Origin of the sequence: Micromonospora sp. CA-259024, assembly GCF_050936255.1 — a bacterium.
Taxonomy (GTDB): Bacteria; Actinomycetota; Actinomycetes; order Mycobacteriales; family Micromonosporaceae; genus Micromonospora.
Genome location: NZ_JBNJND010000001.1, coordinates 1,426,255 through 1,440,017 on the forward strand (window position 1 = coordinate 1,426,255; position 13,763 = coordinate 1,440,017).

Annotated in this window: 11 protein-coding genes; 7 read left to right on the plus strand and 4 right to left on the minus strand. The window is 72.0% G+C overall.

Annotated elements, in window-relative coordinates; genetic code table 11:
- Positions 1–42: 42 nt before the first annotated feature.
- Positions 43–1,020, minus strand: a complete 978-nt coding sequence (locus tag ACQEUX_RS05820) for an aldo/keto reductase (RefSeq protein WP_433042292.1) — start codon at positions 1,018–1,020, stop codon at positions 43–45.
- A 124-nt stretch (positions 1,021–1,144) separates the two neighbouring features.
- Entirely contained in the window at positions 1,145–1,555 is a 411-nt protein-coding gene (locus ACQEUX_RS05825) for a VOC family protein (protein WP_433042295.1), read from the minus strand.
- Positions 1,556–1,747: 192 nt separating this feature from the next.
- On the opposite strand from ACQEUX_RS05825, the gene ACQEUX_RS05830 reads away from it, so the two are divergent.
- The 5 genes from ACQEUX_RS05830 to ACQEUX_RS05850 all read left to right on the plus strand — a co-directional run bounded on the left by ACQEUX_RS05830 (position 1,748) and on the right by ACQEUX_RS05850 (position 7,015).
- Positions 1,748–2,350 carry a dihydrofolate reductase family protein gene (locus ACQEUX_RS05830; protein WP_433042298.1) on the plus strand — a complete coding sequence of 201 codons (603 nt, stop codon included), beginning with the start codon at positions 1,748–1,750 and terminating at the stop codon, positions 2,348–2,350.
- Positions 2,351–2,426: 76 nt separating this feature from the next.
- Entirely contained in the window at positions 2,427–2,936 is a 510-nt protein-coding gene (locus ACQEUX_RS05835; protein ID WP_433042301.1) for a cellulase family glycosylhydrolase, read from the plus strand.
- A gap of 188 nt (positions 2,937–3,124) precedes the next feature.
- Positions 3,125–5,815, plus strand: a complete 2,691-nt coding sequence (locus ACQEUX_RS05840) for a glutamate--cysteine ligase (RefSeq protein ID WP_433042304.1) — start codon at positions 3,125–3,127, stop codon at positions 5,813–5,815.
- A gap of 17 nt (positions 5,816–5,832) precedes the next feature.
- Complete coding sequence (locus tag ACQEUX_RS05845; RefSeq protein WP_433042307.1) at positions 5,833–6,387, plus strand: hypothetical protein; 555 nt, start codon at positions 5,833–5,835, stop codon at positions 6,385–6,387.
- 73 nt (positions 6,388–6,460) lie between these two features.
- The gene (locus ACQEUX_RS05850) at positions 6,461–7,015 is read left to right on the plus strand and encodes a dihydrofolate reductase family protein (protein WP_433042310.1); all 555 of its coding nucleotides are present in this window, start codon (positions 6,461–6,463) and stop codon (positions 7,013–7,015) included.
- A gap of 8 nt (positions 7,016–7,023) precedes the next feature.
- On the opposite strand, the gene ACQEUX_RS05855 is transcribed toward ACQEUX_RS05850, so the two are convergent.
- Positions 7,024–10,056 carry a BTAD domain-containing putative transcriptional regulator gene (locus ACQEUX_RS05855; protein ID WP_433042313.1) on the minus strand — a complete coding sequence of 1,011 codons (3,033 nt, stop codon included), beginning with the start codon at positions 10,054–10,056 and terminating at the stop codon, positions 7,024–7,026.
- A 10-nt stretch (positions 10,057–10,066) separates the two neighbouring features.
- Positions 10,067–10,531, minus strand: coding sequence for a winged helix-turn-helix transcriptional regulator (locus ACQEUX_RS05860; protein ID WP_433042316.1), 465 nt, complete (start codon positions 10,529–10,531; stop codon positions 10,067–10,069).
- Positions 10,532–10,607: 76 nt separating this feature from the next.
- Between ACQEUX_RS05860 and ACQEUX_RS05865 the strand changes: the two genes are divergently transcribed.
- Entirely contained in the window at positions 10,608–11,402 is a 795-nt protein-coding gene (locus ACQEUX_RS05865) for an SDR family NAD(P)-dependent oxidoreductase (RefSeq protein ID WP_433042319.1), read from the plus strand.
- Positions 11,403–11,585: 183 nt separating this feature from the next.
- The gene (locus tag ACQEUX_RS05870) at positions 11,586–13,460 is read left to right on the plus strand and encodes an adenylyl cyclase (RefSeq protein WP_433042322.1); all 1,875 of its coding nucleotides are present in this window, start codon (positions 11,586–11,588) and stop codon (positions 13,458–13,460) included.
- Positions 13,461–13,763 lie beyond the last annotated feature (303 nt).

Consider the following 13,763-nt stretch of genomic DNA (forward strand, 5'->3'; position numbering starts at 1 on the left):
TGACCGGGAACGGCCGGGTGACCGCTCCCGGTCGGTGCGGCGTCAGTAGCGGCTGCCCTCCGGCGCGGGCAGGGCGTCGAGGTCGGCCAGGGCCTCGGCGTCGAGCCGGACGTCGCCGGCCGCGCAGTTGTCCACCAGGTACTTCGGGGTCTTGGTGCCGGGGATCGGAATGACCTGGTCGCCCTGGGCGACCACCCACGCGAGCGCGACCTGCGCGGGGCTGACCCCGGCCCGGTCGGCGATCTCCCGGACCCGGGCGGCGATGGCGAGGTTGGCGCGCAGCGCGTCCTGCTGGAAACGCGGCAGGCCACGGCGGAAATCGTCGGCGGGCAGGTCGTCGAACGAGGCGAACCGACCGGCGAGGAAACCGCGGCCGAGCGGGGAGAACGGCAGGAAGGCGATGCCCCGCGCGACGCAGTACGGCAGCACCTCGGCCAGCGGGTCGCGGGTCCACAGCGACAGCTCGGACTGCACCGACGCCACCGGGTGCACCGCCTGGGCCCGCTCGATCTGGGCCACCGTCACCTCGGACAGGCCGATCTGTCGCGCCTTGCCCGCCGCCACGAGCTCCGCCATCGCACCCCAGGACTCCTCGATGGGGACCTGCGGGTCGACGCGGTGCAGCTGGTAGAGATCGACGTGGTCGGTGCCGAGCCGGCGCAGGCTGTCGTCGATCGCCGCGCGGATGTGCTCCGGGCGCCCGTTGTTGCCGATCTTCGGTGAGTTGCCGGGGCCGCCGGTGGGGGAGGTGACCACCAGGCCGGCCTTCGTCGCCAGGACGGCCCGCTCCCGGTGACCGTTGGCGAGTGCCCGGCCGACCAGTTCCTCGTTGGTGTACGGCCCGTACACGTCCGACGTGTCGATCAGCGTGGCGCCCAGGTCCAGTGCCTGTCGGATGACCGAGATCGAGGTGGCGTCGTCGCGGGGGCCGGTGATGTCGTATCCGTGGCTCATGCCCATGCACCCGAGGCCGATGACGCCGACCTCGGGACCTGTGCTGCCCAGCGTGGTGGTTCGCATGCGTCCTACGCTACGACCGGTTCAGACGTCCCGCGCGGCCGGGCAGGCACACGGCGTCAAGGTCCGGTAGGCCGTCGGGGCGGTCGGACCGACCGCCCCGACGTTCGGCTTCGGCCGCTGGCCCTCAGGCCTTCGGCTGAGTGAAGCGGATGCTGTTGCCGAAGGGGTCGCGCAGGCCGCAGTCGATTCCGTACGGCCGCTCGGTGGGGTCTTCGGTGAACTCGACACCCCGACCCAGCAGCGTCTCGTAGGTCTTGCGGCAGTCGTCCGTGGCGAAGATGAGCGAGCCACCCATCGCACCCTTGGAGACCAGGGCGCGTACCTCCTGTGCGGTCTCCTCGGACATCGCCGGCGGGCCGGGCTTCTCCAGCAGGATCTGGCGATCCGGTTCGCCGGGAACGTTGACGGTCAGCCAACGCATGAAGCCCATGTCGACGTCGGCATTGACTTCGAGGCCGAGCTTGCCGACGTAGAAGTCAAGGGCCTCGTCCTGGTCGAGGACGTAGATCTGCGAGTGCGTGATGGAAGTGAACATGCACGTCACGCTATGGGTGACGCGGGCAGGGACGCTTCTCCAAAACTGCTCGGTGACCACGGTCACCGAGGCGGACTCGTCGGCGCGGGGCGGAAAGATTTCCGGCGGACGTGTCGAGGACGGCGCTGCCGGGTTCGACCATGGGGTGAGGGCCGGACACGCCGGCCCCACCGGCGGGCAGGAAGTGGATCGATGACGAAGGTGACGACCGGGGCGACGATGTCGTTGGATGGCTACATCGCGGACGCGTCCCACGGTGGCTTCGAGTACCTCTTCCGGTGGTACACCAACGGCGACGTGGAGACGCCGACGGCGGATCCCGGAATGACCCTGCGGACCTCTGCCGCGAGTGCCCGGCACCTGCGCGATCTCAACGAGCGGACCGGCGCGCTGGTCGTCGGCCGGCGGCTCTTCGACATGACCAACGGCTGGGGCGGCCGGCATCCGATGGATGTGCCTGTCGTGGTGGTCACGCACCGCGTGCCGGACGGATGGGAGCCGGCGAACGACTCGTTCGTCTTCGTCACCGACGGCATCGAGAGCGCCATCGCCCGGGCGAAGGCGCTCGCTGGCGACAAGGAGGTTGGCGTCAACGGCGGCACGATCGCGGCCCAGGTCATCCAGGCCGGTCTTCTCGACGAGGTGCACGTCGACCTCGTCCCGGTCCTGCTCGGAGACGGCATCCCGCTCTTCGCCGACCTGACGATCGCGCCGATTCAGCTGGACGGGCCGATCAGCGTCGTCGAGGGCGACGGGGTCACCCACCTGGCCTACCGGGTACGCGCGGAGGCCTGACCGCCTCGGGGCCGGCCGAGCCGGGCCGGCCCCGGTCCAGCGGGCCACGCGTAGGCCCCAGCGAACCCGTCGTCCGGTGGTCGACTGTTCGTTGGGGTCCTGCCGATTCCTCCCGACCAGCGGGAATCCGGCTGCCTCGCCTTGTTGGAAACTATCTGATGATCGATATTGTGCGCGCAGGCGCCCCGCCTCAGTCGGCACCCCGACTTGGTCACAGGACGTGGACGTCGCGGCGGCCAGCCCGGTCGCCGGCGCCAACCTGATGTACACGCTGCACTTCTACTCGCGCACGCACGGGGCGTCGCTGCGCGCCAAGGGTGACGCCGCGATCCGCGCCGGTCTGGCGCTGTTCGTCACCGAGTGGGGCGCCAGCAACGCCGACGGCGGCCTCGACGGTCGGGCCTGCCTGCCCGAGGCGCAGTCCTGGATCGACTGGATGAAGTCCAACGGCATCTCCTGGACGGCGTGGAAGCTCGACGTCGGCACCGACACCACCAACCTGCTCAGCCCCGGAGCGCCGGTGACCGGCGGCTGGACCAACTACCTGCACGGCCACGCGCCGTTCGTGGTGGCGAACATGAGATGACCGAGAGCGACCGCGCTGACCCGTGATCGACTCGAGGTCGGCGATGTCGGGGTGTCCAGGCCGGTGGGACACCCCGACATCGCCGGCAGAACGGCGCGTCACCTTAACGCACCCGAAACGCGCCCGGTACCAACCCTGGGAACGCTCGTCGGACAGTCGAGACCACCGACACGCGAAGCGGGGTGACCATGGCCGACAACACCCCGAACGCGCCGACGTTCGACGGGCCGATGGGCCGGTCCGGCAATGGCCGGACGCTGCCCACGCCCCGCCCCAACCCGCTCGCGTCGTTGGACGACGGCGACCCGGCGGACCTGGCCACGATCGGGGTGGAGGAGGAGTTCCACGTCGTCGACCTGCACACCCGGGAGCTGGTGCCCCGGGCCGGGGAGCTGCTCGATCGGCTGCCGGCCGACTCGTTCACCGCCGAGCTGCACCGCAGCGTGGTGGAGACCAACACCGCCGTCTGCCGAACCCTCGACGAGATCCGCACCGAGCTGACCCGGCTGCGCCAGGCGGCCGTGCAGGTCGCCGACCGGGCCGGGCTGGGCATCGTGGCGGCCGGTACGGTGCCCCTGCGCGCCGACGGCGACCCGAGCGTCACCCCGACCTCCCGTTATCGGCGGATGCTCGACGAGTATCAGATGCTCGCCCGGGAGCAGTTGATCTGCGGTGCCCAGGTGCACGTCGGAGTGTCCGACCGGGACCTGGCAGTGGCCGTCACCCGCCGGGTCCAGCCCTGGCTGCCGGTACTGCTCGCCCTCTCCACCAGCTCGCCGTACTGGATGGGTCAGGACAGCGGTTATGCCAGCGTCCGCTCGTTGGTCTGGCAGCGCTGGCCCACCGCGGGTGACCCGGGCGAGGTGACCAGCGCGGCGGACCACCAGGCGCTGGTCGCCGAGCTGATCTCCTCCGGCACGATCACCGACCCCGCCATGATCTACTTCGATGTCCGACCATCGGCCCACGTGCCCACGGTGGAGCTGCGGATCACCGACGCCAACGCCGACGTCGAGACCATCGTCCTGCTCACCGGCCTGTTCCGGGCGCTCGTGCGGCGGGAGGTCGCCGCCCTGCGCGCCGGCGTGGAGCGCACGGCCGTACGGCCACCGGTGCTGCGCGCCGCCGTGTGGCGGGCGGCCCGCTCGGGGCTGGAAGGGGACCTGCTCGACCTGCCCCGGTCGGCTCGGCCGGTGCCGGCCGCCGAGGCGGTCCGCCGCCTGGTGACCGACCTGCGCCCGCAGTTGGAGGCGACCGGCGACGGGGAGCAGGTCCGCGAGCTGACGCGGTACGTGCTGGAGCGCGGCAGCTCCGCGGCGCGGCAGCGGCGGGCGTACGAGCGTCGTGGCCGGCTTGCCGACGTGGTCGATCTGCTGCTCGACGAGACCCGGGGCCGGGTGCGGGGGCCGCTGCCCGGTGCGCCGACACCGCCGGCGCTGCCCACCTACGCCGACGCGGGCGACGAGGTCTTCGGCCCGGCCGGGCCGGAGCCGGCGTACGGCCCCGTGCTGGCGGCCCTGCGTCAACTCGGCGCCGGCGCCCTCCGTCAGCGCGAGCACGACCGGGACGAGGAGCAGCGCGCCCGAGGGGTGACCTTCAGCGTGGCCGGTGAGGCGAGCACCCGACTCTTCCCGGTCGACCTGGTGCCCCGCGTGGTGCCCGCCGCCGACTGGCGGACCCTGCGCGCCGGTCTGGTGCAACGCGCCCGCGCCCTCGACGCGTTCCTGCGGGACGTCTACGGCGACCGAACCGTGGTGGCCGACGGCGTGGTGCCGGCGTGGGTGGTGGAGTCGTCACCCGGGCTGCGCCCGACCGGGGCGCTGATGGGCCGGCGGGGCACCCGCGTCCAGGTGTCCGGAACCGACCTCGTCCGGGACCCGGACGGCGGCTGGTACGTCCTGGAGGACAACCTGCGGGTGCCCTCGGGAATCGGCTACGCGGTGCAGAACCGGCGGCTGACCCAGGCGGTGCTGCCGGAGTTGCCGGTGCCGGAGGATCTGCTCCCCGCCGACGAGACCCCGGCGATGCTGTACCGGACGTTGGTCGCCGCCGCGCCCGCCGCCGCCGACGACCCGGCCGTGGTGGTACTCAGCGGCGGCCCGGGTGATCCCGCGTGGTTCGAGCACCGGCTGCTCGCCGACGAGATGGGTGTGCCGCTGACCGAGACCAGCGACCTGCTGGTGGAGGAGGGTCGGGTCCGGCTGGTGCGCGAGGGCTGTCGCAGCGAGATCGACGTGATCTACCTGCGGATGGACGAGGAGGCGCTGCTGCACGCGCCGGGTGCCGACGGGGTGCCGCTGGGCTGGCCGCTGCTCGCCGCGGTGCACGCCGGGCGGCTCACGCTCGCCAACGCGTTGGGCAACGGCGTCGGCGACGACAAGGCGCTGTACGCGTACGTGCCCCGACTGATCCAGTACTACCTGGGCGAGAAGTCGCTGCTGGGGGACGTGCCGACGTACCTGTGTGGGCTGCCCGAGCAGCGGGCCGAGGTGCTGGGCCGGCTCGACGAGTTGGTGCTCAAGCCGGTCGACGGGTACGGCGGCGACCGGGTGGTGATCGGCCCCCGGGCCGAGGCGGAGGAGCTGGACGCCGTCCGGGAGCAGATCCTCGCCGCGCCGCACCGGTGGATCGCCCAGGAGATGATCTCGCTGACCACCCACCCCGTCTTCGACGGGACGGCGCTCGCCCCCCGCCACGTCGACCTGCGCGCCTTCGTCTTCCTCGGCGAGACCGCCGAGGTGGCACCGGTGGCGCTGACCCGGGTGGCCCCGGCCGGCAGCATGATCGTCAACTCGTCGCGAGGCGGTGGGTCGAAGGACACCTGGCTGCTCGGCGGAGCCGAGCCGCCGAGCGGCGCGACCGCGACCACCGTCAGCTGAGGCGTTATCCTGCGCCGGTGGAGGTCACGGCGCAGGGCGAGCGGCTGGCCGCCGACCTGGGTCGCTGGGTGGGCGACCTGACCTTCGTCGACCTAGACACCGACGAGGTCACCGCGCGGGTCATCGACTCGGTGGTGCGGTGGGCCGAGGCCCAGGGCTGGCGGGTCTACCGGCGCGCACCCAGCGTGCTGCCGTTGCCACCGCCGCTGGAGCAGCGGCACTCGGTCCTCGACGTGGCGTGTGCCCGCCCGGACGGCCCGCCGGTGGTGGTGGAGGTCGACCACACCGACCGGGCCCGTACGGTGCAGAAGCTCCGCGCGGAGGCGGACGCCGGCCGGATCCCGATCTGGGTGCGATGGGGCGTCGGGCGTTTCACCGCGCCGCCACCGCCGGTGCGGATGGTGACCGTCGAGGTGACCCGGCGTCCCGGGCCGGCGGGGCGCGGGCGCCTGCACAGCCGTACCGGTGAACGCCCCGCGCCGGCCCATTCGTCCGGTGGCGGCACGGTGGCCACGCAGGCGCTGCCCATCCCGCTGACCGACCCGCTTTCGGGCCCGGGCAAGGGCACCTGAAGCGAATCGTAAGCGGGGGCCGGCAGAGTTCTGGGTGTCACCGGAGAACACGACCGACACCCAGGAGATTCCGATGCGCAAGCTCATCAACTCGACCTACATCACCCTCGACGGCGTCATCGAGAACCCCATGTGGACCTCGCCGTACTTCGACGACGAGGCCGCCAGCCTCGCCGGGGCGCAGACCGAGGAGGCCGACGCGATGCTGATGGGCCGGGCCACCTACGACGGCATGTCCGCCGCCTGGCCGAACATGGACGAGAGCGACCCGACCACGGGCGCCGCCTACTTCAACAACGTCAAGAAGTACGTCGCCTCGACCACCCTGACCGACCCCACCTGGAACAACACGGAGGTGCTCCAGGGTGATCTGGTCGAGGCGGTCACCGCGCTCAAGGCCCAGGAGGGCAAGAACATCATCCAGTACGGCTTCGGCTCGGTGACCGCGCAGCTCATCCGGGCCGGGCTGGTGGACGAGGTCCGCTTCTGGATCCACCCGGTACTGGAGGGCGGTCCCAGCCTCACCGCGCCGTTGACGGACGTCAAGGCGTCGTTCGACCTGGTCGACACCCGGGTGCACAAGAGCGGCGTGATCGTCGCCTCGTACCGGCCGAAGACGACGGCCTGACCAGCAGGTCAGAGCTGAGCCCGGGCCTCGCTCGGGCTCAGCTTCGCGCCCTCGGCGACCAGCGCGTCGAACCGCTCCGGCCCGAGTTGGGCCCGCAGGCGTTCGGTCACCCGGTCGATGTCGTCGCGTTCGGCCGGCGCGGCGGGGGCCCGCGCGGCGAGCCGGGCGGCGGCCGCGGCGCCCAGCAGCCGGGCGGCGACCTCGGGGGAGCGCGTCGCCGCCGCCATCCCCTCCAGGGGGCCGACCGCGTCTCGCATCGTCGTCATCGCCTCGGCGACCTCGAACGCCTCGATGTGCAGGGCCAGCGCGGCGTCCGGGTCGCCGCCCTGCTCGACCGCGTAGCCCAGCTCCACCAGGATCATCGGCAGGTAGAGCGCGGGCTGGCTCTCGCCCCGGCCCAGATCGGCGAGACGGGTGAGGTGGGTGACGGCCAGATCGAGCTTGCCGTCGCGGCGGGCGGCCAGCCCGAGGCTCATCTCCGCGAAGACCAGCGCACCGGGCGAGCCCTGCTCCACCGCCAGGCCGTACGCGCGTTCGGCCAGTTCCCGACCCTGGGCGTAGTCGCGGGTCTGCACGGCGAGCCAGGCCAGCCAGGACAACTCGGCGCAGACCTGCGGCCACAGCGCCAGTTCCTCGGCCCAGCGCAGCCCCTCCCGGTGCAGCGCGGCGGCGCGCTCGTGCTCGCCGCGCATGTCGGCCAGGCCACCCACCCACTCGGTCGCCCGGAGCCGGCCCCACCGGTCGCCGATGTCGGCGAACAGCGCGGCGCTGCGGGTCGCGGTGCGCTCCAGGACGGTCTGGTCACCGCCGGCGTGTGCGATGTGGGCCAGGGAGGTGAGCACCGCGGCCTCGGTCCACGTGTCGACGGGGGCGGTGGTCAGCAGCTCCGACGCCAGGGCCAGGTCGCCGTGCTCGATCACCGCGTTGGCCGCGAACCAGGCGGCGTGGCCGTTCGGGTCGGCGGCCACCGCGGCGCGTACGTCGTCCGGTGCGATCGCCTCGCCCTGCGACAGGGCGAAGCCGACCCGCCAGGGGGCCGCGCGGGTCTCCTGCTCCGGGGCACCGGGCACGGCCAGGGCTCGCCGTGCCTCGGTGAGCCGGCCGCGCAGGTGCCAGTACCAGCTCAGGGCGACCGCCAAGCGCAGCCCGCCACCGTGCACCAGCGCCGATCGCAGGTTCGCCGTCTCGGCGTCCAGCAGCGCCAGCCACCGCTGCTGGTCGGCCCCGCGCAGCCCGGGGTCGGCGCGTTCGGCCAGCTCGGTGTAGTAGGCGGCGTGCCGCACGCGCACCTCGTCGCCGTCGGTCAGGCGGTCCAGGCAGAACGCCACGACCGATTCGAACAGCCGGTAGCGCGGGCCGGCACCGGAGTCGTCGAGCACCACCAGCGACCTGTCCACCAGCCGCGCGAGGGTGTCCAGATCGGTCTGACAGACCTGCTCGGCGGCCTCCGGGGTGCAGCCGTCCCGGAACACCGCCAGTCGGGCCAGCACTGTCCGGTCAGCCTCGTCCAGGAGATCCCAACTCCAGCCGATCACCGCGGTCAGTGTCCGCTGCCGCGGCGGCACGTCCCGCTGCGCGGTGCTGAGCAGCTGGAACCGGTCGTCGAGGCGGTCCACCACCCCCCGCAGGCCCAGCGCGCGCACCCGGGTCGCGGCCAGCTCCAACGCCAGCGGCAGGCCGTCGAGGCGGCGGCAGAGCTGGGCCACCGCGGGTGCGGTCCGCCCGTCGAGCCGGAAACCGCGCTGCTGCGCGGCGGCGCGGGCGGCGAACAACCGGGCCGCCGCCGAGCGCTGGACCGTGTCCAGGTCACCGTCGTCCGGCACGGGCAGTGGGGGTACCTCCCAGAGCAGTTCACCGGTCAACCCGAGCGGCTCCCTGCTGGTGGCCAGCACGCTCACCCCCGGCACGTCGCGCAGCAGCCGGGCGACCAGCTCGGCGACCGGCTCGACCAGGTGTTCGCAGTTGTCCAGCACGAGCAGCAGACGCCGGTGGCGCAGGGCCGTGACCACCCGGTCGGCGGGGGACAGGCTCGTGCCGGCGGCCTCGTGGGCGCCCAGCGCTGCGAGGACCTGCTCGGCGACGCGTGTGTCGCCGACCGGCAGCGAGGCCAGCTCGACCAGCTGGACGCCGTCCGGAAAGGACTGGGCGCGGGCCGTCTCGGTGGCCAACCGGGTCTTGCCGACGCCACCGGGCCCAACCAGCGTGACCAGCCGCTGCCGGGGCAGCAGAGCCCGCAGCTCGGCCAGCGCCTCGGCCCGCCCGACCAGCTCGTCGAGCTGGGCCGGCAGACTGTTGCGGATGATCGCGGCCGTGGGCGGCGCGCTCAGGCCGGCGTCCTGTTCGAGGATCCTGCGGTGCAGCGCGACCAGCTCCGGGCCCGGGTCGAGGCCCAACTCCTCGGCGAGTCGGTCACGCAGCTCGGCGTAGCTGTCCAACGCCTCGGACTGGCGGCCGGCCGCGTACAGCGCGCGTAGCTGCACCGCCCGCAGGCCCTCGCGCAGCGGATGCCGGGCAACCAGTTCAGCCAGGTCGGCGGCGACCAGGTCGTGCTCACCCCGGGCCAGCCGGGCCTCGGCCAGCCGCTCGTGTACGGCGAGGCGCTGCTCGCCGAGGCGGGTCGCCTCCGCGCGGACGAACTCGGCGTCAGCCACGTCGGCGTACGCCTCGCCGCGCCACAACGCGAGGGCCTCGGTCAGCCGCTCGACGTCGGTGCTCCGGGCCAGTTCGTCGAACCGGTCGGCGTCGACCGCGTCGGCCCGCAGCAGGTAGCCGGGTGGCCGGGACTCGACCAGGTCGCGGGCACCGGGCTCGGCGTCGTTGAGTGCCTTGCGCAACTGGGACACCCGCACCTGGAGGGCTCCGGCGGGGTTGGCGGGGGCGTCCTCGCCCCACAGGTCGTCGATGAGGCGGTCCGCCGAGACCACCTGGTTGCGGTTGGTCAGCAGGTCGGCCAGCAACGCCCGCACCTTTGTGCCGGGCACCACCACCGGCTCGCCGGCGTCCGTGGTGACGGCGAGCGGCCCGAGCACCCCGAACTGCACGGCGGTCATCCTAACCGCGGAGAGGCGACCCCACCTCCGCGGCAGATGCGGGTGCCCGTGGTGTTTCAGGTGGCCGCCGAGGTGTCGTTGTCGTAGTGATCTCGGCGTGGTGGTCGACCGCCCAGGCGGCCAGCGCGGAGAGCGGCTCCAGAAGGCTGACGCCGAGAGGCGTCAGCCGGTACTCGACACTCGGCGGCACCGTCGGAAACACTTCGCGTTCGACCAGGCGGTCGCTCTCCAACGTGCGCAGCGTCCGGGTGAGCATGCGCGGGCTGATGCCCTCCACTGCCCGATGCAACTCGTTGAACCGGTACGGGCGCCGGCCGAGCAGGGTGATCAGCAGCAGCGTCCACTTGTCGCCCACCCGCCGCAGCACGTCGGTCACCGGGCAGCGCTCGTACTCGCCGATCGGAACGGGATGTGGCAACCGGTGGTTGTTCAGCGAGGCACGCACACCGGTGTTCCCTGTGGTCACGAATGTGCCTTCTTTCGCTCTGCTGGTCGTCTGGCCAGGATGAGCACGTCAGTAGAGAACGGTAACGGAGGGCGCCATGGGTGTCGTGGTGGTCAGCGGCGGCACGAATGGGATGGGACGTGCGGTGGCCCTCGGGCAGGCTGAACGCGGCAAGCGGGTCCTCGTGCTCGGTCGCAACCGCGAACGCGGTGAGGCGCTGGCCGACGGCGCAGTCGCATTCCTTCCCGCCGATCTGTCCAGCATCGCCGAAACTCGTCAGGTCATTGAGCACATCCTCAGCGAGTACCAGGTCGTGGACGCCCTGGCGCTGTTCGCGAATGCCGTGGCGCCGCGCCGCATCGTGACCGACGAGGGGTTGGAGCGCACGTTCGCGCTGTACTACCTCAGTCGGTATCTGCTCAGCTTCGGCCTGCGTCCGGCCCTGGAACGAGCTACCGCGCCGGTGATCGTGAACGTCGCCGGCGTCGGAGTCACCAAGGGCGGTGTGCGGTGGGCCGACCCTCAACTGGCCTCGGGCTACTCGATGGTCACCGCACAGTTGCAGGCCGGTCGAGCCAACGACCTGCTCGGCGTGGGCTTCGCCCAGCAGGCCGAAGGCCGTACCCGATACGTGCTCTACCATCCCGGTTTCACCAGGAGCGGCGACCGTAGCCCGCTTCCGTTGGTGCTGCGCGGGCTGCTGGCGGCCGTGTCGGTGGCGGCCCGACCCGTCGCGGACGCGGTGGCACCCATCCACCAGTTCCTGGACACGCCGCCAGCCGAGCCGCTGACCGCCGTTGACCGGAACAAGCGCCTTCCGCTCAGTCTCCCCACCCTCGACCAGCGGAACGCCGAGCGGTTGATGGCCCTCACCGAAGAGCTGCTGACCTGAAGCTCGCCCCCTGCCCGCCCAGCGCGAAGTTCGCCCTCCGCGGTCATGGCGTGCGGCTGATTTACCGGGTAGAAACATGTCGACCCCTTCATTCCGGCCAACCCCGGCCGCAGGGGTCAGAGAGCGCTCTCACCGCCCCAGCTGCGCCGGGAGCACGTCCGGGCAGCGGAGAGGACGAAACGCATGACAAGCCCATCCCGACGGGTACGCCGAAGGTCCCGTCGTACCCTCCTCCTTGCCCTTCTGGTGGCCACCTCCGTCACGATGACCAGCACCGCGGCCACCGCCGGCCGCCCGAGCTCCGGCGCACCCGACTTCGGTCCCAACGTGACGATCTTCGACCCGGGCACGCCGGTCAGCGAGATCCAGCAGACCCTCGACGCGGCGCACGCCCGGCAGGTCGACAACGAGATGGGCACCGAGCGGCACGCCTACCTGTTCAAGCCGGGCACGTACGGCACGACCGAGCGGCCGTTGCAGGCCAAGGTCGGCTACTACACCGAGGTGTCCGGTCTGGGCGCCTCGCCCACCGACGTCACCGTCAACGGCAAGCTCGAGGTCTACAACCGCTGCCTGGCCGACGGCGGCACCGGCAACTGCCTCGCGCTGGTCAACTTCTGGCGCACCCTGTCCAACCTGTCGCTCACCATCAACGCGGCAGGCCAGGACGGCTGCCGGTCCTCGGCGAACTTCTGGGCGGTGTCCCAGGCCGTGTCGATGCGCCGGCTGAACATCGGCGGCGGCGGTCTGTCGCTGATGGACTACTGCACCGCCGGCCCGCAGTACGCCAGCGGAGGCTTCATCGCCGACTCGCGGCTGCCGGCCACCACCAACGGCTCCCAGCAGCAGTGGCTGACCCGCAACAGCGAGATCGGAGGCTGGTCCAACGCGGTGTGGAACCAGGTCTTCGCGGGGGTCGAGGGCGCGCCGGACGACGCCGCATTCCCCGACCCGCCGTACACCACCCTGGAGACCACTCCGCTCAGCCGGGAGAAGCCGTACCTCTTCGTCGACGGTAAGGGCGGCTACCACGTGCGCGTGCCCGCCGCGCAGCGCGAGAGCCGGGGTGTCACCTGGGCCGACGGCATGACGCCGGGGCGGACCATTCCGATCCGCGACTTCTTCATCGCCAAGCCGTCGGACCCGGTGCACGTCATCAACGGTCAGCTCGCGCGCGGCAAGCACCTGCTGCTCACCCCCGGCACGTACGACATCGCACGCAGCATCGAGGTCCGGCGTCCGGGCACTGTCGTGCTCGGCATCGGGCACGCCACGCTCACCGCGGTGAACGGCGCCATCCCGTTGGACGTCGCCGGCGTCCCCGGGGTGATCGTCGCCGGCGTCACGATCGACGCCGGCAGCGTCGAGTCGCCGGTGCTGCTGCGGGTGGGGCGACAGCACGGCCACAACGCCAGCAGCCCGACCAACCCGACCACACTGTCCGACGTGTACTTCCGGGTCGGTGGCCCGCACATCGGCCGGACGAACACCGCGCTGGAGGTCAACAGCGACAACGTGCTCATCGACCACACGTGGGTGTGGCGCGGTGACCACGGTGTCGAGGGCTTCACCGAGGGCGTCAACGGTGACACCGACCGCTGGCGCACCAACACGGGTCGCTACGGCGCGGTCATCAACGGCGACCACGTGACCGCGACCGGCCTGTTCGTCGAGCACTTCCAGCGCTACAACACGGTCTGGAACGGCGAGCACGGCACCACGATCCTGTACCAGAACGAACTGCCGTACGACCCGCCGACGCAGGCCGACTGGATGAACGGCGCGGTCGAGGGATGGGCCGGGTATAAAGTCGGCGACCGGGTGCGTCACCACACCCTGTACGGCGGCGGGGTGTACGTCTTCAACCAGAACAACCCGTCGATCCACACCGAGAACGGCTTCGAGGTCCCGAACAGGCCGGGCGTGACGCTGCACCACGTCATGACCGTCAACCTCAGCGCGGGCACGATCGACCACGTGGTCAACGGCGTCGGCGACGCGGCCGACATGACCAGGGTCGGCGCTCCGGTCTATCTCACGCAGTACCCGACTCCCTAGCGATCTCGGGCGTACCGACGGGGCCGGAGCCGGCGTGGCTCCGGCCCCGTCGGCACGCCAGGGCGACCGGAGAATCCGCGTCAGTGGTCTTGAACTCCTATCGTGCCGGTAGGAAAATAGGCGAATGCCGGTTGGTCCGTTCCTCACCTCCCGTCGGGTCGTGGACCTGATGCGGGTCGCCTCCGAACTCTGTCCGGGCTAACCGCGACCGACCTGGGCGTCGTTACCACCCGCGTCCTCATTCGGCCAGCTGCCGGATCACCCGCCGCCTCGTGGCCATCTGGCCCCGGCGGCTTCCCCCGC